At 69.9% G+C, this 20,868-nt stretch carries 18 protein-coding genes; 5 read left to right on the top strand and 13 right to left on the bottom strand.

What is annotated here, in order from left to right; translation table 11 throughout:
- Positions 1–237 (top strand): hypothetical protein (locus ACFY0D_RS28450; RefSeq protein ID WP_390800874.1); only part of this gene is annotated, 237 nt, incomplete at its 5' end.
- Positions 238–357: 120 nt separating this feature from the next.
- Here ACFY0D_RS28450 and ACFY0D_RS28445 read toward each other — a convergent pair.
- The 3 genes from ACFY0D_RS28445 to thyX form a co-directional block, all read right to left on the bottom strand.
- Complete coding sequence (locus tag ACFY0D_RS28445) at positions 358–2,043, bottom strand: ribonuclease J (protein ID WP_390800873.1); 1,686 nt, start codon at positions 2,041–2,043, stop codon at positions 358–360.
- Between the two features lie 124 nt (positions 2,044–2,167).
- Positions 2,168–3,067, bottom strand: coding sequence for a 4-hydroxy-tetrahydrodipicolinate synthase (gene dapA / locus ACFY0D_RS28440; protein ID WP_390800872.1), 900 nt, complete (start codon positions 3,065–3,067; stop codon positions 2,168–2,170).
- Positions 3,068–3,267: 200 nt separating this feature from the next.
- Complete coding sequence (thyX, locus tag ACFY0D_RS28435) at positions 3,268–4,008, bottom strand: FAD-dependent thymidylate synthase (protein WP_390800871.1); 741 nt, start codon at positions 4,006–4,008, stop codon at positions 3,268–3,270.
- Positions 4,009–4,242: 234 nt separating this feature from the next.
- On the opposite strand from thyX, the gene ACFY0D_RS28430 reads away from it, so the two are divergent.
- Together ACFY0D_RS28430 and ACFY0D_RS28425 are read left to right on the top strand one after the other, a co-directional pair.
- Complete coding sequence (locus ACFY0D_RS28430; RefSeq protein ID WP_390800870.1) at positions 4,243–4,482, top strand: hypothetical protein; 240 nt, start codon at positions 4,243–4,245, stop codon at positions 4,480–4,482.
- A gap of 48 nt (positions 4,483–4,530) precedes the next feature.
- Positions 4,531–5,097, top strand: a complete 567-nt coding sequence (locus tag ACFY0D_RS28425; RefSeq protein WP_390800869.1) for a hypothetical protein — start codon at positions 4,531–4,533, stop codon at positions 5,095–5,097.
- A gap of 35 nt (positions 5,098–5,132) precedes the next feature.
- Here ACFY0D_RS28425 and ACFY0D_RS28420 read toward each other — a convergent pair whose 3' ends face one another.
- From ACFY0D_RS28420 to eccD, 6 genes are all read right to left on the bottom strand, one after another.
- Positions 5,133–5,585 (bottom strand): hypothetical protein, encoded by a 453-nt coding sequence (locus ACFY0D_RS28420; RefSeq protein ID WP_390800868.1) that lies wholly within the window; start codon positions 5,583–5,585, stop codon positions 5,133–5,135.
- Positions 5,586–5,600: 15 nt separating this feature from the next.
- Positions 5,601–6,353, bottom strand: a complete 753-nt coding sequence (gene dapB / locus ACFY0D_RS28415) for a 4-hydroxy-tetrahydrodipicolinate reductase (protein WP_301366056.1) — start codon at positions 6,351–6,353, stop codon at positions 5,601–5,603.
- A 187-nt stretch (positions 6,354–6,540) separates the two neighbouring features.
- Complete coding sequence (locus tag ACFY0D_RS28410) at positions 6,541–7,920, bottom strand: M16 family metallopeptidase (protein ID WP_390800867.1); 1,380 nt, start codon at positions 7,918–7,920, stop codon at positions 6,541–6,543.
- A complete protein-coding gene (locus ACFY0D_RS28405) occupies positions 7,917–10,139 on the bottom strand; it encodes a polyribonucleotide nucleotidyltransferase (RefSeq protein ID WP_351153726.1) in 2,223 nt (740 codons plus the stop codon). The genes ACFY0D_RS28410 and ACFY0D_RS28405 overlap by 4 nt, the downstream gene beginning before the upstream one ends.
- A 305-nt stretch (positions 10,140–10,444) precedes the next feature.
- Entirely contained in the window at positions 10,445–10,732 is a 288-nt protein-coding gene (rpsO, locus tag ACFY0D_RS28400; protein WP_030011220.1) for a 30S ribosomal protein S15, read from the bottom strand.
- Between the two features lie 183 nt (positions 10,733–10,915).
- Positions 10,916–12,424: a type VII secretion integral membrane protein EccD gene (gene eccD, locus ACFY0D_RS28395; RefSeq protein WP_390800866.1), complete on the bottom strand. Its 1,509-nt coding sequence runs from the start codon at positions 12,422–12,424 to the stop codon at positions 10,916–10,918.
- A gap of 196 nt (positions 12,425–12,620) precedes the next feature.
- On the opposite strand from eccD, the gene eccCa reads away from it, so the two are divergent.
- Both eccCa and ACFY0D_RS28385 read left to right on the top strand, forming a co-directional pair.
- Positions 12,621–16,577, top strand: a complete 3,957-nt coding sequence (gene eccCa, locus ACFY0D_RS28390) for a type VII secretion protein EccCa (RefSeq protein WP_390800865.1) — start codon at positions 12,621–12,623, stop codon at positions 16,575–16,577.
- 122 nt (positions 16,578–16,699) lie between these two features.
- Entirely contained in the window at positions 16,700–16,945 is a 246-nt protein-coding gene (locus ACFY0D_RS28385) for a DUF397 domain-containing protein (protein ID WP_390800864.1), read from the top strand.
- A 91-nt stretch (positions 16,946–17,036) separates the two neighbouring features.
- Here ACFY0D_RS28385 and ACFY0D_RS28380 read toward each other — a convergent pair whose 3' ends face one another.
- From ACFY0D_RS28380 to eccB, 4 genes are all read right to left on the bottom strand, one after another.
- On the bottom strand, positions 17,037–17,345 hold the full coding sequence (locus tag ACFY0D_RS28380) for a WXG100 family type VII secretion target (protein WP_390800863.1): 309 nt from the start codon (positions 17,343–17,345) through the stop codon (positions 17,037–17,039).
- Positions 17,346–17,389: 44 nt separating this feature from the next.
- Positions 17,390–17,737, bottom strand: a complete 348-nt coding sequence (locus ACFY0D_RS28375; protein WP_390800862.1) for a hypothetical protein — start codon at positions 17,735–17,737, stop codon at positions 17,390–17,392.
- A gap of 214 nt (positions 17,738–17,951) precedes the next feature.
- Positions 17,952–19,205 (bottom strand): type VII secretion-associated serine protease mycosin, encoded by a 1,254-nt coding sequence (gene mycP / locus ACFY0D_RS28370; protein WP_390800861.1) that lies wholly within the window; start codon positions 19,203–19,205, stop codon positions 17,952–17,954.
- Between the two features lie 11 nt (positions 19,206–19,216).
- Positions 19,217–20,794: a type VII secretion protein EccB gene (gene eccB, locus ACFY0D_RS28365; protein WP_390800860.1), complete on the bottom strand. Its 1,578-nt coding sequence runs from the start codon at positions 20,792–20,794 to the stop codon at positions 19,217–19,219.
- Positions 20,795–20,868: the final 74 nt, after the last annotated feature.

Genomic DNA, 20,868 nt, shown 5'->3' with positions numbered 1-20,868 from the left:
TTTCGTTCTGTTCTTGCGTTTCCGACTCTATCAGACTCTTTCGTGTCCGACTTCCTCGGTGCTTTCCAGGTTTTCGCTTTCGCGCTTTCCCTTTCAGCGGTTCCAACCTTACCAGAACATTTCCGTACCGTTTCCGGCTGGGATTTGAATTGGTGGCCGTTGGAGAGGCCTTTCCCTTTCGGGCGGATCAGACTTTATCAGGTCTCCCTGGGTCTTGATTCCCACCCGCCCGCATGACGCGCCCGGACACACGTGTGTGCCGGGGTGCCGTGCGAGGTGGAGACGTAAACGTACTGGAGCGGGGCCCCCGGATGCAAATCCGGTTGCCCCGCTCCCGTTCGGTCGCTACGGCGAGGGTCAGACCTCGACGACGACGGGCAGGATCATCGGGCGGCGGCGGTAGCCGTCCGAGACCCACTTGCCCATCGTGCGGCGGATGAGCTGCTGGATCTGGTGCGGCTCGGCGACGCCGTCGGCCGCGGCGCGGGCGATGGCTTCCTCGATCTTCGGGATAACCGAGGAGAAGGCCGAGTCGTCGATGCCGGAGCCGCGGGCCTGGATGTTCGGGCCGCTGACGATCTTGCCCGTGCTGCTGTCCACCACGACGTAGACCGAGATGATGCCCTCGTCGCCGAGGATCTTGCGGTCCTTGAGGTGGACTTCCGTGACGTCGCCGACCGAGAGGCCGTCCACGTACACGTAGCCGGCCTGGACCTTGCCGGAGATCCGGGCCTTGCCGTCGATCAGGTCGACGACCACGCCGTCCTCGGCGATGACGATGCGGTCCTTCGGGACACCCGTCATGGCACCGAGCTCGGCGTTGGCGCGCAGGTGGCGCCATTCACCGTGGACCGGCATCAGGTTCCGCGGCTTGCAGATGTTGTAGAAGTACAGCAGCTCGCCGGCCGAGGCGTGGCCCGAGACGTGCACCTTGGCGTTGCCCTTGTGCACGACGTTGGCGCCCCAGCGGGTCAGGCCGTTGATCACGCGGTACACCGCGTTCTCGTTGCCCGGGATCAGGGACGACGCCAGGATCACGGTGTCGCCGGGGACGATCCGGATCTGGTGGTCACGGTTGGCCATACGGGACAGGGCCGCCATCGGCTCGCCCTGGGAACCCGTACAGACCAGCACGACCTCGTCGTCCGGCAGGTCGTCGAGGGTCTTGACGTCGACGACGAGACCGGCCGGGACCTTCAGGTAGCCCAGGTCACGGGCGATGCCCATGTTGCGGACCATCGAGCGGCCGACGAAGGCGACCCTGCGGTCGAATTCGTGGGCGGCGTCGAGGATCTGCTGGATGCGGTGCACGTGGCTGGCGAACGACGCCACGATGATCCGCTTCTGGGCACTCGCGAAGACTCCGCGGATGGCGTTGGAGATGTCGCGCTCGGGCGGGACGAAGCCCGGGACCTCGGCGTTCGTGGAGTCGGAGAGAAGGAGGTCGATGCCCTCTTCGCTCAGACGCGCGAAGGCGTGCAGGTCGGTGAGGCGGTTGTCCAGCGGGAGCTGGTCCATCTTGAAGTCGCCGGTGGCCACGACCATGCCGGCGCCGGTGCGGATGGCCACGGCCAGGGCGTCCGGGATGGAGTGGTTGACCGCGATGAACTCGCAGTCGAACGGGCCGAGGGCCTCGCGCTCGCCCTCCTTCACCTCAAGGGTGTAGGGGCGGATGCGGTGCTCCTGGAGCTTCGCCTCGATGAGGGCCAGCGTCAGCTTGGAGCCGATCAGCGGGATGTCCGCCTTCTCCCGGAGGAGGTAGGGAACGGCGCCGATGTGGTCCTCGTGGCCGTGCGTGAGGACGATGCCGTCGATGTCTTCGAGGCGGTCCCGGATGGACGAGAAGTCCGGCAGGATCAGGTCGATGCCCGGCTGCTCCTCTTCGGGGAAGAGGACGCCGCAGTCGACGATCAGCAGACGGCCGTCGTACTCGAAGACGGTCATGTTGCGGCCGATCTCGCCGAGACCACCCAGGGGGGTGACCCTGAGGCCGCCCTTGGGCAGCTTCGGCGGCGGACCGAGTTCCGGATGCGGATGGCTCAAAAGTGTCTCCTCACCACGCACGCCACGTACCCCGGAAGGCACGTGGCGCGCATGTCATTCGTGCACTTGCTGTTGGCTGTTCTGTATTTGTTTGTTCGTTCTTATTCAGTTGTGAAGTCTGTTGTCAGAGCTGTACCCCGCCGGCGGCAAGATCGATCTTGAGCTGGGCCGTCTCTTCGGCGGTCAGCTCGATCAGCGGGAGCCGCAGCGGGCCTGCGGGCAGGCCCTGCAGGTTCAGTGCGCCCTTGGTGGTGATCACACCCTGGGTACGGAACATGCCGGTGAAGATCGGGAGCAGCTTCTGGTGGATCTCGGTCGCCTTCTGGACGTCTCCGTCCAGATGGGCCTCCAGCATGGCGCGCAGCTCGGGGGTGACCACGTGGCTGACCACGGAGACGAATCCGGCCGCGCCGATCGACAGGAGCGGCAGGTTCAGCATGTCGTCGCCCGAGTACCAGGCCAGGCCGCTCTGCGCGATGGCCCAGCTTGCACGGCCGAGGTCGCCCTTGGCGTCCTTGTTGGCAACGATACGGGGGTGCTCGGCCAGCCGGACCAGGGTTTCGGTGTCGATCGGGACACCACTGCGGCCGGGGATGTCGTAGAGCATCACCGGCAGCCCGGTGGCGTCGGCGATCGCCGTGAAGTGCCGGAAGAGGCCCTCCTGCGGCGGCTTGCTGTAGTACGGGGTGACGGCGAGCAGGCCGTGTGCGCCGGTGCGCTCGGCCTGGCGGGCCAGCTCAAGGGTGTGGCGGGTGTCGTTGGTGCCGATGCCTGCGACCACGTGGGCGCGGTCTCCGACGGCTTCGAGCACGGCTCGTACGAGGTCGTTTTTCTCCGCGTCGGTGGTGGTCGGCGACTCACCGGTGGTGCCGTTGATGATCAGGCCGTCGTTGCCTGCGTCCACCAGGTGGACGGCGAGCCGCTGCGCGCCGTCGAGGTCGAGTACGCCATCCGCCGTAAACGGCGTGATCATGGCGGTGAGGACCCGCCCGAAGGGGGTCTGCGGAGTCGAGATCGGAGCCATGGGTAACACGCTACTCGCTGCCATGCTCGCGGTGTCCCCTCGGGGGACGTCAACGGGGTGTTGGACGCCGGCACTGCCTGCTCGGGGGTTCAAGCAGTGCCGGGTCCGTTTGATCAGCCTAGATGAACTTTACGAAACGTCGCAATACGGACACTTAGGACTTGACGCCGTACATCAGTACGCCGCGGGTGTACCGGCCCTTACGGGGCAACGCGACCGTTGCCGTTGTAGGCCGCGTACGTCAGCGGCATGAGCTTCGCCCAGTGCTGCTCCATCTTCTCGCCGACCATCTCGATCTCCCGCTGCGGGAAGGACGGGACCGCCGCGAGCTCGTGCTGCGTACGCAGACCGAGGAAGTGCATCAGCGAGCGCGCGTTGCAGGTGGCGTACATCGAGGAGAAAAGACCGACCGGCAGGACCGAACGGGCAACCTCCCGGGCCACGCCCGCGGCGAGCATCTCGCGGTAGGCCTCGTAGGCCTGCACGTACGAGTCCTCCATGACGCGGCCGGTCAGTTCCTGCTGCGCCTGGGTGCCCTCGACGAAGACGTACTTGCCCGGGCGGCCCTCCTGGACCAGCTTGCGCTCGGCGTCAGGGACGTAGAAGACCGGTTCGAGCTCCCTGTAGCGGCCCGACTCCTCGTTGTACGACCAGCCCACGCGGTGGCGCATGAACTCGCGGAAGACGAAGATCGGGGCGCTGATGAAGAAGGTCATCGAGTTGTGCTCGAACGGGCTGCCGTGGCGGTCGCGCATCAGGTAGTTGATGAGGCCCTTGGAGCGCTCCGGGTCCTTCTGCAGCTCCTCCAGCGACTGCTCGCCGGCCGTGGAGACGCGAGCGGCCCACAGTACGTCGGAGTCGGCGGCGGAGTGCTTCACCAGCTCCACCGTCACGTCACTGCGGAAGCTGGGTTTCAGATCTGAAGCGGCGGTTACGCTCACCGGGGGTCCTTCCAAACGTGCGTCCTGGGGCGCGCCCACTCTACGGCGCCCCTCGCACGGCCTGCGCAGACGCACGCGGCGGGCGAAGGCCGCGTGGGGGCCGTGCAAGGCGTCGTACAGCTGACGCACAGCCATGAATTCTTCCTGATGCCCCGAAATCCGGCACCGATTGACGGGCCCGTACGTCCTACCTAGGAGAACGCACACCCATCCACCCCGAGGAGATGCGCTCTGATGTTCCTCCGGCGCGAACCCGTCCCGTTCGCCTTCGTCTCCGAGGCCGACCGTTTCCGAAGCAACGTCACTCCGCCGCCGCGCGAACGTCTGGGCTGGACCCAGTTGGCCGCCCGTACTCTGGTCGGACTGACCGTGGTTGCGGGGCTCGCCGGCTCACTGCTCCTCGGTATGCCCGCACTGCAGCCGAGCAAGGCGCCGGAGAAGTCGCAGCAGTCGGAGGCGTCCCAGGGGCGGTAGCCTCACGGGCACAGCCCAACCGAACGTGCATGTGAGTGAGGTCCAGCCGTGCCCCTGCCCTTCTTGACGGCCGACGGCGTATCCGATGTGGATGACGACGGCGACGGCGACGAGATCCTGGCCCATGCCGACCAGGACCGCTGGCGTCGGCCCTACCGGCCCGGCCCCTGGCGCGTGGGCATCGGCGCGCTGCTGCTCCTGCTGTCGGCCTTCATGCTGCTGGCCACGATGATCGTCGCCTTCGCGGGCGGCTGGGGCGGGGCCCTCGTCTGCCTGATCGCCGCCCTCGCGGTCGTCGGGTCGGCGGTGCAGACCCTGCGCGTCGGCGTGTGGGTGAGCCCCGCGGGCCTGCGCCGGGTGGGGTTCTTCGTGACTCGCACCACCGCGTGGAGCGAGATCGGCGAGCTCCGTACGGTGCAGCAGCCGGTGCGCTGGCTCGGGCTGCCGAGGACCGTACAGGGGCAGGCGCTGACGATGTCCGCGCAGGGCGGGGCCGAGCCGCCGGTGCTGCTGACCGACCACAACGCCGACTTCCTGTCGCGGACCGAGGCGTTCGACCGGGCCGTCGACACGGTGGGTGCCTGGGCCGACGAGTACCGGCCCGTGGCCGCCTGACCGGCCCGAACCGCCTCCGGAAGCCCGTACGGGGATCAGACCTGTACGGGCTTCTTGTCGTGGAGGGCGATCGCCCGCTGCATCGCCTTGCGCGCCCGCGGGGTGTCCCGGGCGTCGTGGTAGGCGACGGCGAGCCGGAACCAGCTGCGCCAGTCCCCCGGCGCGTCCTCCGTCTCGGCCTTGCGGCGCGCGAAGACCTCGTCGGCGGAGTCCCGCAGGATCCGCCCGTAACCGTCCCGCTCCAGCTCGTCGACGGGCAGCCCGCCCTCGGCCTCCAGCTCGGTCGCGAGGTGGTTGGCCCGCGTGACGAACCGGGTGTTCTGCCAGAGGAACCAGACGCCGATGACCGGCAGGATCAGGACGGCCACCCCGAAGGTGACCGTGAGCAGGGTTCCGTGCTGGATCAGCATCAGGCCCCGGCTGCCGACCAGGACGAAGTAGACCACCAGGACGGTGGCCGTGAGGAAGTACGTGATCTTCGCGCGCATCGTGAAATCAGTCCGTCAGCCCAGGTCGAGGAAGTGTTCCAGGCCGAAGGTGAGGCCCGGGGTCTGCGCCACTCGGCGCACGCCGAGCAGGATGCCCGGCATGAAGCTGCTGTGGTGCAGGGAATCGTGACGGATGGTCAGGGTCTCGCCCTCGCCTCCGAGGAGCACCTCCTGGTGGGCCAGCAGGCCGCGCAGGCGGACGGCGTGCACCGGGACCCCGTCGACGTCCGCGCCGCGCGCGCCGTCGAGGGCGGTGGCGGTGGCGTCGGGCTGGGCGCCGAGGCCGGCCTCGGCGCGGGCTGCCGCGATGAGCTGCGCCGTACGGGTCGCCGTGCCGGAGGGGGCGTCGACCTTGTTGGGGTGGTGCAGCTCGACGACCTCGACGGACTCGAAGTAGCGGGCGGCCTGGGCGGCGAACTTCATGGTGAGGACGGCGCCGATGGAGAAGTTCGGGGCGATGAGCACACCGGTCTCCGGCGAACCGTCGAGCCAGGTGCCCAGCTGCGCGAGGCGGTCCTCGGTCCAGCCGGTGGTACCGACCACTCCGTGGATGCCGTGACGGATGAGGAAGTCCAGGTTCCCCATCACCGATGCCGGGGTGGTCAGCTCGACCGCGACCTGGGCGCCGGCGTCGGCCAGCGTCTCCAGCTTGTCGCCGCGGCCGAGCGCCGCGACCAGTTCCATGTCCTCGGCGGCCTCGACCGCCTTGACGGCCTCGGCGCCGATCCGGCCCTGGGCGCCGAGGACTGCCACGCGCAGCTTGCTCATATTGCTTCCTTACTCACGTACGGAACTAGGGGGTGACTTGCCGATCAGGCCGGATCAGGGAGCGGCGGCCGGTGCCGTATATCGCAAGGCGGACGAGGGAGGCGACGCGGAGCGTCGCCGACCGAGGACAACGCGGCGAGGCGCGGTGCCGGCCACCGCGAGCACGGCATGATCGGCAAGACACCCCCTAAACGACCGCTTCGTCGAGACGGGCGGCCTGCTTCTCCTTCAGCGGGCCGATCACCGCGAGCGAGGGCCGCTGGGCCAGTACATCCTGTGCGACCGAGCGGACGTCGTCGGGGGTCACGGCGGCGATCCGGGCCAGCATGTCGTCGACCGACATCTGGTCGCCCCAGCACAGCTCGCTCTTGCCGATGCGGTTCATGATCGCGCCGGTGTCCTCCAGGCCGAGGACGGTGGATCCGGAGAGCTGGCCGATGGCCCGCTTGATCTCGTCGTCCGCCAGTCCTTCGGTCGCGACCTTGTCGAGCTCGTCGCGGCAGATCCGGAGCACGTCGTGCACCTGGTTGGGGCGGCAGCCCGCGTAGACGCCGAAGAGGCCGGTGTCGGCGAAGCCCGAGGTGTACGAGTACACGCTGTACGCGAGGCCGCGCTTCTCGCGGACCTCCTGGAACAGGCGCGAGGACATGCCGCCGCCGAGGGCGGTGTTCAGCACGCCGAGCGCCCAGCGGCGCTCGTCGGTACGGGCGAGGCCGGGCATGCCGAGGACCACGTGGGCCTGCTCGGTCCTGCGGTTCACCAGGTCGACGCGGCCGGCGGTGCGGATGCGCTTGGTGCCGCTGCGCGGGCCGATCGGCTCGGCGTCGGTGCGGGTCAGCGCGCCGGCCTTCTCGAAGGCGGCGCGGACCTGGCGCACGACCTTGTTGTGGTCGACGTTGCCGGCGGCGGCCACGACCAGGTGCGTCGGGTCGTAGTGCTTCTTGTAGAAGCGGCGGATCCGGTCGGCGCCGAGCGCGTTGATCGTGTCGACGGTGCCGAGGACCGGGCGTCCCAGGGGGGTGTCCCCGTACATGGTCTGCGCGAACAGGTCGTGCACCATGTCGCCCGGGTCGTCCTCGGTCATCGCGATCTCTTCGAGGATGACGCCGCGCTCGGCGTCGACGTCCTCCTCGCGGATCAGCGAGCCGGTGAGCATGTCGCAGACCACGTCGATGGCCAGCGGCAGGTCGGTGTCGAGCACCCGGGCGTAGTAGCAGGTGTACTCCTTCGCCGTGAATGCGTTCATCTCGCCGCCGACCGCGTCGATCGCGGAGGAGATGTCGAGGGCGCTGCGCTGGTGGGTGCCCTTGAAGAGGAGGTGCTCCAGGTAGTGCGTGGCGCCGTTCAGCGTGGGCGTCTCGTCACGGGAGCCGACGTGCGCCCAGATGCCGAAGGTGGCGGAGCGGACGGAGGGCAGCGTCTCGGTGACGATGCGCAGTCCGCCGGGCAGGACCGTGCGCCGGACGGTGCCGATGCCGTTGCTGCCCTTGAGGAGGGTTTGGGTACGGGCGACGGCCCGCCCCTCCGAAGAGGGGCGGGCCGTCACACGGGAACTACGCGACATCACTTGTCGGAGTCGTCCTTGTCAGCGTCGTCACCGGCGGCTTCGCCGTCGATCACGGGGATCAGGGAGAGCTTGCCGCGCTGGTCGATCTCGGCGATCTCCACCTGGACCTTGGTGCCGACCGCGAGCACGTCCTCGACGTTCTCCACGCGCTTGCCACCGGCGAGCTTGCGGATCTGCGAGATGTGCAGCAGGCCGTCCTTGCCGGGCATCAGGGAGACGAAGGCACCGAAGGTGGTGGTCTTGACGACCGTACCCAGGTAGCGCTCGCCGACCTCCGGCATGGTCGGGTTGGCGATCGAGTTGATCGTGGCGCGGGCGGCCTCGGCGGCCGGGCCGTCGGAGGCACCGATGTAGATGGTGCCGTCGTCCTCGATCGTGATCTCGGCGCCGGTGTCCTCCTGGATCTGGTTGATCATCTTGCCCTTGGGGCCGATGACCTCACCGATCTTGTCCACGGGGATCTTGACGGTGATGATCCGCGGGGCGAACGGGGACATCGCGTCCGGCGTGTCGATCGCTTCCATCATCACGTCGAGGATGTGGAGGCGGGCGTCGCGGGCCTGCTTGAGGGCGGCGGCCAGGACGGAGGCCGGGATGCCGTCGAGCTTGGTGTCCAGCTGGAGCGCGGTGACGAACTCCTTGGTGCCGGCGACCTTGAAGTCCATGTCGCCGAACGCGTCCTCCGCACCGAGGATGTCGGTGAGGGCGACGTAGTGGGTCTTGCCGTCGATCTCCTGGGAGATCAGGCCCATGGCGATACCGGCGACGGGGGCCTTGAGGGGCACACCGGCGTTCAGCAGCGACATGGTGGAGGCGCAGACCGAGCCCATGGACGTCGAACCGTTGGAGCCGAGGGCCTCGGACACCTGGCGGATCGCGTAGGGGAACTCCTCGCGGGTCGGGAGGACCGGCACGATCGCGCGCTCGGCGAGCGCGCCGTGGCCGATCTCGCGGCGCTTCGGCGAACCGACGCGGCCGGTCTCACCGACGGAGTACGGCGGGAAGTTGTAGTTGTGCATGTAGCGCTTGCGGGTCACCGGGGAGAGGGTGTCCAGCTGCTGCTCCATGCGGAGCATGTTGAGGGTGGTGACGCCCAGGATCTGGGTCTCGCCACGCTCGAACAGCGCCGAGCCGTGCACGCGCGGGATGGCCTCGACCTCGGCGGCGAGGGTACGGATGTCCGTGAGCCCGCGGCCGTCGATGCGGACCTTGTCCTTGATGACGCGCTCGCGCACCAGGGCCTTGGTCAGGCTGCGGTAGGCGGCGGAGATCTCCTTCTCCCGGCCTTCGAAGGCCGGGAGGAGCTTCTCGGCGGCGATCTCCTTGACGCGGTCCAGCTCGGCCTCGCGGTCCTGCTTGCCCGCGATGGTCAGCGCCTGGGAGAGGTCACCCTTGACGGCGGCCGCGAGGGCCTCGTACACGTCGTCCTGGTAGTCCAGGAAGACCGGGAACTCGCCCTCGGGCTTCGCGGCCTTGGCGGCCAGGTCGGCCTGGGCCTTGCAGAGGACCTTGATGAAGGGCTTCGCGGCGTCGAGGCCGGAGGCCACGACCTCCTCGGTCGGCGCCTCGGCGCCGCCCTTGACGAGGGCGATGGTCTTCTCGGTGGCCTCGGCCTCGACCATCATGATCGCGACGTCGCCGTCCTCCAGGACGCGGCCCGCGACGACCATGTCGAAGACGGCGTCCTCAAGCTCGGTGTGCGTCGGGAAGGCCACCCACTGGCCGCGGATCAGCGCGACGCGGACGCCGCCGATCGGGCCGGAGAAGGGCAGGCCGGCCAGCTGGGTGGACGCGGACGCGGCGTTGATCGCGACGACGTCGTACAGGTGGTCGGGGTTGAGCGCCATGATCGTGGCGACGACCTGGATCTCGTTGCGCAGGCCCTTCTTGAAGGACGGGCGCAGCGGGCGGTCGATCAGGCGGCAGGTGAGGATCGCGTCCTCGGAGGGGCGGCCCTCACGGCGGAAGAAGGAGCCGGGGATCTTGCCGGCCGCGTACTGCCGCTCCTCGACGTCGACCGTCAGGGGGAAGAAGTCGAGCTGGTCCTTGGGCTTCTTCGACGCGGTGGTGGCGGACAGCACCATCGTGTCGTCGTCCAGGTAGGCAACGGCGGAGCCGGCGGCCTGGCGGGCCAGACGGCCCGTCTCGAAGCGGATGGTGCGGGTGCCGAAGGAACCGTTGTCAATGACGGCCTCGGCGTAGTGGGTCTCGTTCTCCACTAGCGTTTTCTCCATTTTCGTCGTCTCCGTCCGCCGCCCGTGTGGCGGTGGACGGTTGCGGAGAAGCGCTCCTGGCGTGCGGGCCGGTCTTCGATCGAAGCATCCGGTTCGTTGCCCCCTGGGGGCATTCCGGGTGCCACTACCGAGGACCGGCGGCGTGGGAGGGCGCTCCTCCTCTTCAGTTGTGCGCGTCTTCCTCAGACGCGCACGTGCGTCCGTTCCAGACTACAAAGGGTCCGGTCCTGTCCGCACGTACAGCAAAGGGAGCGGCCCCCTGATGTGGGAACCGCTCCCTTCACGGCGTGTTACTTGGCGCCGGCCGCACCGCGGCGGATGCCGAGGCGCTCGACCAGCGTACGGAAGCGCTGGATGTCCTTCTTGGCCAGGTACTGCAGCAGGCGGCGACGCTGGCCGACCAGGATCAGCAGACCACGACGGGAGTGGTGGTCGTGCTTGTGCGTCTTGAGGTGCTCGGTCAGGTCCGAGATGCGGCGGGAGAGCATCGCAACCTGGACCTCGGGGGAGCCGGTGTCGCCCTCCTTGGCACCGAACTCGGTGATGATCTGCTTCTTCGTAGCGGCGTCGAGCGGCACGCGTACTCCTCGTTTTAGGTCTTCGTTGCCACCGAGTGCCCCAGGTCTGAGTCTCTGGGGAGCTTCCGTTACTCGGGAGGCGGGGTCCGCTGAGCGCAGTCCACAGACCCTTGGGAGAGGATCCGGGGGACGCGTACACAAACGGCCGTCACACAGCGTACCAGGCTGCCGGGACGCGACGTCTCAGCTGGTGAGAGCGCGGGCCCGGGAGTAAACGTCCAGCACAGCCAGGGTAAGGGGCACGAGGCTGAGCAGGACCGCCGCCTCGGTGAGGTCGAGCAGCCTTCCCCAGAAGGGTGACAGGCCCTTGCGGGGGATGACAAGCGCAATTCCCGCGAGGAGGGCCGCGCCGGCCGCGACGGCGGCGGTCAGCCAGATCGTGCGGAGGTCCAGGCCGCTGTGGTCGTGCTCCCGCAGGAGGGCTTCGAGCAGGTCGGTCGGCGGGTGCAGGGCCATGCCCAGGATCAGCAGCGCGATGGCGACGAGGCCCGCGGTCAGGGCGCAGACCACCTGGGAGGTGTAACGGAAGAGGCGGGCGCGCAGCAGCATGGCGAGGCCGGTGGCGAGCGCCAGCAGGCGGCCCCAGGTGTTCTCGGAGAAGCCGAGGACGGCGGCGGCGCCGACAGCGACGGCGGCGCAGCCGCCGACCAGGCCGAGCAGCATCTCGTGGCCGCGGCGGGCCTGGGCGGCGATGGCCTCGGCGTCGAGCGGGGCGGCGCCCGGCTCGTGCTGGTCGGAGCCGGCCTGCTCACCGTGCGGCTCCGCCTCGTAGCGGTCCGGGGTCTCGTAGTCCTCGGTGGCGCTCTGCGGGGCGCTGTAGCCGATGGGCAGGCGGGCGAAGCGGGCCGAGAGGCCGGGGAGGAAGGCGACGAGGCCGATGGCGACGGGGGCGCAGACGGCGGCGGTGTGGGTGGCGGAGGCCTCGGTGGCGATGGCCACGAAGGTGGCGACGGTTCCGGTGGCGGCGACGAAGGTGGCCGCGACGAAGGGGGCGTCGCCGCTGGGGGTGAGCGCGACCAGAGCGACGGAGGCGATCAGGGCGCAGACGCAGCCGAGCAGGAACTGCAGGCGCCCGGGTCCCTGGCCGACGGCCGGGGCGATGATCCCGGAGCCGGCGATCATCAGGTGCGGGAGGGCGCCGAGGCCGAGCGCGACGGCGGAGAGGCGGTCGCGGTAGACGCGGGCGCGCACTCCGGCGACGGCGGTGAGCAGGATGCCGACGGCGCCCGCGATGATCCCGGGCAGTCCGTGCATGTCGTGGCGCAGCGGATCGGCGTACCAGAGGACGAAGCCCAGCATGACGAGCAGCACGGCGGCGCCGGCCAGGCCCGCGCCGCGCAGCATGTCGTCGCTCCAGCGGTGCCGGTCGCGGACGACGGCGGAGGCGACGGCGTCGGACACGTCGTCGAACACGGCGGGCGGCAGGGACTCGGCGAAGGGGCGCAGGCTCAGCACCTCGCCGTCGAGGACCTGCTGGCCGGCGAGGGTCCGGGCGCCGTCGAGGACGGTGCCGGAGCGGCGTACGAGGTGGAAGCCGGTCGGGGCGCCCACCGGCTGGGTCTGGCCGGTGAGGCGCAGCAGCTCGGGGTAGACGTCGGCGACGGCGATGTCCTCGGGGAGGGCGACGTCGATGCGGCTGTCGGGGGCCACGACGGTGACCCTGCAGAAACCCGTCGTTGCGGCCGTACTCACCTGTGTGACCCCCCTGGTTGACGCTCGCACCGGCGGACGATTCGCGGATGCGCATGCTGCGCGCGCCACCCTACCGGGCTTATGACCGACTGTCGGCAAGTAGGATCACCGTCGCGTGGGGGAGACCCCCTTCGCGCCCGGGACTTGGGGGCGCCGGTTGCGACGTCCCGTCCGTTTTCGAGGGATTGATGCTCCGGTGAGCCAGATCGTCGTCAAACGCCCGCCGCGGTCCCTGCCGCCTGAGGTTCCCGCGGAGGAGCTGCGGCTGGAAGCTCCGCCCGAACTTCCGCGCGGGCAGCAGGAAGGCATGCTGATGCAGCTCCTGCCGATGCTCGGCATGGGCTCCTCCGTCGTCTTCTTCTTCATGCCGGGCGCGGCCCCCTTCATGCGCATCATGGGTGTGCTGATGCTGGTGTCGACGGTGGCCATGGTGGTCGCGCAGTTGGTGCGCCACCGGCGTGGTGCGCAGGGGCAAATGGCCGATGTGCGCCGGGACTACCTCAAATATCTCGCGCAGACGCGTCGTCAGGTACGCCGGACCGCGCGGGCGCAGCGCGACGCGCAGTTGTATCTGCACCCGGCCCCCGAGCAGTTGTGGTCGGTGGTGGCGGAGGGCTCGCGGCTGTGGGAGCGGCGGGTCGGCGACCAGGACTTCGGGCAGGCCCGGGTCGGGCTGGGCGCGCAGCGCCTGGCGACCCCGCTGGTGGCGCCGGACACCGCGCCGGTGGACGAGCTGGAGCCGCTGACCGCGGGCGCGATGCAGCGGTTCCTGAAGGTGCACTCCTCGCTGGACGGGCTGCCGATGGCGCTGTCGATCCGCGCCTTCTACCACGTGACGGTGTCCGGGGAGCCGGAGTCCGCGCGCAGTACGGCGCGGGCGATGGTGGCGCAGCTGGCGACGCTGCACTCCCCCGAGGACCTGATGGTGGCCGTGGTGGCGGCGCCGGGTGCGGTGCCCGCGTGGGACTGGACGAAGTGGCTGCCGCACACGCAGGTCCCGGGGCAGGTCGACGGGGCCGGTACGAAGCGGCTGTTCGGCGATGACCTGGTCGAGCTGGAGGGGCTGCTGGCCTCCCGGCTGGAGGGCCGGCCGCGGTTCAGCCGCGAGGTGTCCCCGGTGCTGGACCAGCCGCACCTGGTGGTCGTGCTGGACGGTGGCATGGTGCCGCCGGACTCGGTGTTCGCCGCGGCCGAGGGCCTGCAGGGCGTCACCATCGTCGAGGTGGTCGCGGGCGAGCTGGACGAGCCGCGCGGCGGGCTGTCGGTCGTGGTGCGGCCGGGCCGGCTGCGTCTGGAGTCGGGCGCGGGGGTCGCGTACGAGGGCGTGCCGGACACGCTGTCGCTGCCCGCGGCGGAGGCGCTGGCCCGGCAGCTGGCGCCGATGCGCACGGGCGGCGGGGACGACGACGAGCCGCTGCTGGCCAATCTGGACTTCACCGACCTGCTGAACCTGGGCGACGCGGCCGCGGTCGACGTGGCGCGGACGTGGCGGCCGAGGTCGGCCGGTGAGCGGCTGCGCGTGCCGATCGGTGTCGGTGAGGACGGCGCCCCGGTGATGCTGGACCTGAAGGAGGCCGCGCAGGAGGGCATGGGTCCGCACGGTCTGTGTGTGGGCGCGACCGGTTCCGGCAAGTCGGAGCTGCTGCGCACGCTGGTGCTGGGTCTGGCGGTCACGCACACCTCGGAGACCCTGAACTTCGTACTCGCCGACTTCAAGGGTGGTGCGACCTTCACGGGTATGGGGCAGATGCCGCACGTCGCGGCGGTGATCACCAACCTGGCCGACGACCTCACGCTCGTGGACCGCATGGGCGACTCGATCCGCGGTGAGCTGCAGCGCCGTCAGGAGCTGCTGCGTTCGGCGGGCAACTACGCGAACATCCACGACTACGAGAAGGCCCGCGCTGCGGGTGCCCCGCTGGAGCCGCTGGCCTCGCTGGTGCTGGTCATCGACGAGTTCAGCGAGCTGCTGACGGCGAAGCCGGACTTCATCGACATGTTCATCCAGATCGGCCGCATCGGCCGTTCGCTGGGTGTGCACCTGCTGCTGGCCTCGCAGCGCCTGGAGGAGGGCAAGCTGCGCGGTCTGGACACGTACCTGTCGTACCGGATCGGTCTGCGGACCTTCTCGGCGTCGGAGTCGCGGACCGCGATCGGTGTGCCGGACGCCTATCACCTGCCGTCGGTGCCCGGTTCGGGCTATCTGAAGTTCGGTACGGACGAGATGACCCGCTTCAAGGCGGCGTACGTCTCGGGCACCTACCGCTCGGGCGGGCCGGACCTGTCGGTGGGGCAGTTCCCGGTGGAGCGGCGGCCCGCGCTGTTCACGGCGGCTCCGGTGCCGGTGGTGTACGCGGCCCCGGATCCGGCGTACCTGGCGGCGCAGTCGGTACGCGAGGACGACGCGCTGGCGGACACGGTGCTGGACGTGATCGTGAGCCGGCTGGAGGGTCAGGGGGTGCCGGCGCACCAGGTGTGGCTGCCGCCGCTCGACCAGGCGCCGCCGCTGGACCAGCTGCTGCCGGCGCTGGCGCCGAGCCCGGAGCGCGGGCTGCACGCGGACGGGTACACGCGGCCCGGTGGGCTCGTGGTCCCGCTCGGCCTCATCGACAAGCCGTTCGAGCAGCGGCGCGAGGTGCTGTACCGGGACTTCTCGGGTGCGGCGGGCCACCTGATGGTGGTCGGCGGTCCGCAGTCGGGCAAGTCGACGCTGATGCGGACCCTGATCGCCTCGTTCGCGCTCACCCACACCCCGCGCGAGGTGCAGTTCTACGGGCTGGACTTCGGCGGTGGCAGCCTGTCGTCGGTCGCCGAGCTGCCGCACGTGGGCGGGATCGCCTCGCGCCTGGACCCGGAGCGGGTCCGGCGTACGGTCGCGGAGGTGGGGGGCATCCTCAACCGCCGCGAGGAGTTCTTCCGCTCGAACAACATCGACTCGATCGGCACGTACCGGCGTCGGCGGGCGGCCGGTGACCTGCCCCAGGAGCCGTGGGGCGACGTGTTCCTGATCGTCGACGGCTGGGGCAACTTCCGGGGCGAGTACGAGGGCCTGGAGCAGATCGTCACGGACATCGCCTCCCGTGGTCTGGGCTACGGCATCCACGTGGTGATCACCGCGGCGCGGTACATGGAGGTGCGGGCCGCGCTCAAGGACCAGATGCTCAGCCGCCTGGAGCTGCGGCTCGGCGACACGATGGACTCCGAGTTCGACCGCAAGGTCGCGGCGAACGTCCCCACGGGGATGCCCGGCCGCGGCCAGGTCGCGGAGAAGCTGCACTTCCTCGGCGCGCTGCCGCGGATCGACGGCTCGCACGAGGCGGCCGACCTGTCGGAGGCGACGGCCTCCTTCGTGGCCGCGGTGAAGCAGAACTGGGCGGGTCAGGCGGCTCCCGGCGTACGGCTGCTGCCGCGGCTGCTCCGCTCCGACCAGCTGCCCAAGGGCGGGGAGTACCCCGGCCGCGGGATCGCGATCGGCATCGACGAGACCGCCCTGGAGCCGGTGTTCGTCGACTTCGAGTCCGACCCCTTCCTCCTCGTCTTCGGTGAGAGCGAGTCGGGCAAGACGAACCTGCTGCGGCTCATCGCCAAGCAGATCTCCGAGCGGTACACGCCGGACCAGGCGCGTCTGGTCGTCGGCGACTACCGGCGGAGCCTGCTCGGGGCGCTGCCGGAGGAGCACCTGCTGGAGTACGCGCCGATGGCGAGCTCCCTGCAGATGCACATGGAGGCGCTGGGCGGGGTGTTCTCGCGGCGGCAGCCGCCGACCGACGTCACGCCGCAGCAGCTGCGCGACCGCAGCTGGTGGACGGGCCCGGACGTGTTCATCATCATCGACGACTTCGACCTGGTCTCGACGAGTCAGGGCAATCCGCTGGCGCAGCTGGTGGAGTTCCTGCCCTTCGCCCGTGACACGGGTGTCCGCTTCATCATCGCGCGCAACTCGGCGGGTGCGTCGCGTTCGCTGTACGAGCCGTTCATGCAGCGGATCAAGGAGCTGGGCGCGCAGGGCGTCGTCCTGTCCGGCGACCCCTCCGAGGGCGATCTGATCGGCAACGTGCGGCCGCGTCCGATGCCGCCGGGCCGGGCCAGCTTCATGTCGCGCAAGCGGGGGACGTCGCTGGTCCAGCTCGGCCGGATGCCGGGCGATATCTGAGGCGTTCCCCCGGTGGCCGGCGGCGACGCCGGTCACCGGGGGAACGGGGAAACCTGTCCCGGCCGGTGGCGCAGCCCCGATAATCGGCGGTGAAGACCGCGTCACCGAGGGAAAGGCCGCCCATGGGCACCCAGCAGGAGAAGGACGAGCTGTACGCGCTCGACATCAGCGGTGTGGAGTGGGAGGGGCCGCCCGGGACCAGCCCGGACGAGGAGCGGGTCGAGATCGCCCGGCTCCCCGAGGGCGCGGTGGCCATGCGGTCCTCGCTGGACCGGGACACGGTGCTGCGGTACACGGCCGCCGAGTGGGAGGCCTTCGTACTCGGTGCCAGGGACGGCGAGTTCGACCTCGACCGCGACCGGCCCTAGCGGAACCCGAGCGGTTCGGAACACACGCGAAGGGGCGCGCCCGGTGCGGGCGCGCCCCTTCGGCACGTGCGGACCGACGTGGGTACCGGGCTCAGTAGGCCTCGGTGAACAGGCGCGAGGCCTTCAGGTCGGTGGCGCGGTAGTCGCCCTTGCCGCGCTCGATGAGCTTGGCCATCTTCTCCAGCTCCGTGTTCATGACGTCGGCCTTGCCGCGGTACTTGGTCTGGAGGTTGACGTACTCGCCGTGCGCCTCACCGTCCCAGGTGTCCGTGACGACCTTCAGGGCCTGCTCCATCTCGGCCAGGTCCTTGATGATGTTCCCGGAGACGATGCGGATGCGGTCCGCCATCTGCTGAACGGTCTCATACCGGACCCGGGTGTGCCCGTCGTTACCCGACATGTTCTTCTCCTTCTCGCTGCTACCGGCTGGAATGCGGCGTGTTCTCAGACGCCCTCAAGGCCCGAACGGGGGGTGTTGCCGCCGCCGGACGCCTGGATCGCCTTGAACGCGTCACGCACCTCTTGGTCCTGCGCGTTGCTGAGGTTCTTGGTCTGCGCCACCGCGTTGTGCAGGACGCCGAGCAGCCGGCGAATCTCGTCGTGGCTGTCGTTGAGGGTCAGCTGGGCGGCGGCGAAGCCGCCGGCACCCACACCGGTCCAGCCCGCGCTCACGGTGGCCAGGATGTCGGCCAGCTCGCGAGCCTGCTTGGTGACGGCGTTGGCCGTCTGCTCGATCTTGTTCTTCGCCTGGACGACCGGATCGTCTGCAAGTCCGAAGGTGTTCGTGCTCATCGAAGCTCCTCACTTCTCAATTCGCCGGCAGAACCGGCGGATTGCGCAGCGGAGCGGACGTGCCTGGCGCGGAAATTGAGCCACGCGCCCCGGGCGGTCCCCCTCCGCTTCACGCGATCCCCCGATCACACTCGTGAAGCCTGGTGTCACTCTAGCCAGTTCATCTGACAGCCCCAACACCAGTAGGGCGCTTCCGTAGATGAACTGTGACCGTTCACTGCAAACGGCGCTTTCGGCTGCGGGCGTCCCGGACGACCGTCGCGGTACCGGCGATGACGGCGATCAGAACCGCACCGATGCCGAGAGCGTACGTGCCGAACCGCTCCTCGCGCTCCTGGGCCGTCTCCGTGAGTCGCATCGGCGCCGCCTCCGGGGCGGCCGCCGGGGGCGGGCCGGGGTCGGGGACCGGGGCCTTGGGGCCCTGCTGGTCGTGGGAGAGCGCGCGCACCGGGTCGATGATGCCCCAACCCACGTAGTCGTCACGGCCGTTGACCGCGCGTTCGGCGGTGTTCTGGATCTGCCAGACGATCTGCTGCCCGGACCAGTCCGGATGCTTGGCACGCAGCAGGGCGGCGACGCCGGCGACGTACGGCGCGGAGAAACTGGTGCCGTTGTCGATGCACTGGCCGAAGCCGGGGACGGTGGAGACCATGTCGACGCCGGGCGCCGCCACCCCGATGAAGTCGCCGGGCTGGGAGAACCCGGCCCGCTCGTTGTTGCGGTCCGAGGCTCCCACGGCGAGCACGCCGGGGAAGGCCGCCGGGTAGGTCTTGCGCTTCTGGCCGCTCATGCCGTCGTTGCCCGCCGAGGCCACCACCACGACGTTGGCGGCTATGGCCTTCTGGACCGACTTGCCGAGATCGGAGTCGGCGGACAGCTGCGCGTCGGTGTCCTGGGAGATGTTGATCACTTGGGCGCCTTTGGCCACCGCGTGGTCGATGGCCTGGCTCAGGTTCGAGGCGTTGCCCTTGCCCTGCCCGTCGTTCTGCCGGATCGGGATGATCGTGGACTCCGGGGCCAGGCCGACGAAGCCGGTGCCCTGCTGGGGGCGGGCCGCGATCAGCCCGGCGACCTTGGTGCCGTGGCCGATGGTGTCGATCGTGCCGTCGCCGCCCTTGGGGTCGACGAAGTCCTTGCCGGCTCCCGTGTCGATGGCCGCGCTGAGCTGCGGGTTCGCCCGGTCCACGCCGGTGTCGATGACCGCGACGCGGACGCTGTTGTTGCTCTTGTCCTTGCCCTTGGTCTGCGCCCAGAGCTCGTCGAGCAGCAGCCGCTGGAGGGCCCAGGGCCGGTCCTCGATCTGCTTCTTCATCGGGAAGGTGCACTCCCCCGCTCCGTCGAGGCGCAGGGTGTACGGGAGCTGGGGCGCGGCGGCCGCGGCGGCGGCCGTGCCCGTGCCGCCCGAGGCCAGGGTGAGGGCGAAGGCGGCGGCCAGGAGGGTCCGCCGGGGCGCGCGGGTCTGGGTCATCGGCGGCTTCCTCACGAACCCTGGGGCTGACGGGCGGAGTTGGTGTTCAGGCGCGGCCCCTTGGAGAGGAACTCCGACCAGGCGATGGGAACCATGGCCGGGTTGACGCTGCCGTAGCCGAGCCGGACCTGCGCCTGGCTGGCCTCGGGGCGGCCGTCCGTGCCGGCCTTCGACTGGTCGGGGGCGCCGATCTTCGACTCTTCGGCGTCGCTGTCGCCGTTGGCCTGGACGGCGTACCGCAGACCGGTGTCGGTGACCAGGAAGAGGGAGCCGCCGGCCGTGGTCTGCTTGCCCTGGACCTGGGTGTACAGCAGACCCGAGCCGGGGGTGACGTACGCGCTGGTCCCGCTGGCGGTGATGTCGATCGGGAAGCCGGTGCCGGCCCACGTGCTCAGGGTCTGGTTGCCCTGGGCGTCGACCGAGCGCAGGACGCTGCAGACCGTGTCGCGGTTGTTGTCCCCGCCGGACTGGGCGCCGGCGGGCGGCGTCGTCTGGTTGATCCGTTCGGTCTTCTTCTGGGGCCACTTGACGTCGGCGGCGAACGGGGCGGCGTCCGGGTTGATCGACTGGAGGTCGATCTCGCGGGGCTTGCCGTGCATGTTGAGGCCGTCGGTCGCGGGAGCCGAGATGAGCAGCCAGGCGACGAAGTCGGAGACCGGTGCGACCTTCCCGGGCAGCACCACGTAGTGCTGTGCGCCGGAGCCGGTCTGCGCCTTGAGCACCATCCCGACCTTGTTGTCGGCGGTGCCCAGACCCTTCACGCCGGCGTCGGTACCGGCCTTGCCGGGCAGCGGCGGGAAGGACAGGTCGTCGCCGGAGTTGAGGGTCCCCAGCCATTCCGGGCTGACCTGCTGCGGGGTGGCGCCGGTGCCGACGAGCGCGTTGGTCATCGTCCCGGCCGCCGGGGTGCCCTCCGGGAACTTGTACTTCGTCCCGGCCGCGTCGACCAGGTAGCGCTCCTGGCCCGCGGCCGTGCTCTGCACGTACAGCGACTGGGTGTCGGTGAGCCTGCGGGCGTCGTCCGTCTTGACCGCCTCGCGGTCGGCGAGCACGAAGGTGGCGGTCTGCACGCCCCGGCCGTTGCCGCCCGGCTGCTGGCAGACGGCCCAGCGCTTGGCCTTGCCCGCGTCCTCCTTGGAGGGGAGCCGGTCGGGGGCGTACGGGATGCCGATGATGGGGCCGCGCGGCGGGTTGCCCGCGTCCAGGACCTTGTCCTGGACCTGGATCACCTTGAACTTCGCCGGATCCAGGAGGAGTCGGGCGGACGCGAGGTTCAGCACCGGGTGCAGCCGGGTCTGGTCCTTGCCGCCCACCTTCGTCGTCAGGACCACGTACCGGGTCGTCGAGTCCTTGCCGACGATGACACTGGTCCCCGGTTCCGCCCAGCCCTTGGGGGCCGTCGGCTTGAACATGCCCCAGGCGCCGAATCCGGCGAGCACGAGCGCGCCGACGATCAGCCCGGGAAGGACCGCGCGCAGCGGACGCGGCGCGCCTTCCTCGGTGCCCGTGGCGGATGGCTGGAGGAACGCGGCCACCGTGCGCCGCTTCGCAAAGGTGTACGCGTTGAGCTCATCACGTCGTGATGCCATGACCGCCTGTATCTCCCCGCACGGCCCGGCCGGTGAGTACGGTCCCCGGGCCTCGATTGTCGGACCGGGCACCT

The sequence above is a fragment of the Streptomyces sp. NPDC001502 genome, from assembly GCF_042894785.1.
Taxonomy (GTDB): Bacteria; Actinomycetota; Actinomycetes; order Streptomycetales; family Streptomycetaceae; genus Streptomyces; species Streptomyces kutzneri.
This window is presented reverse-complemented; position numbering and strand designations above follow the sequence as displayed.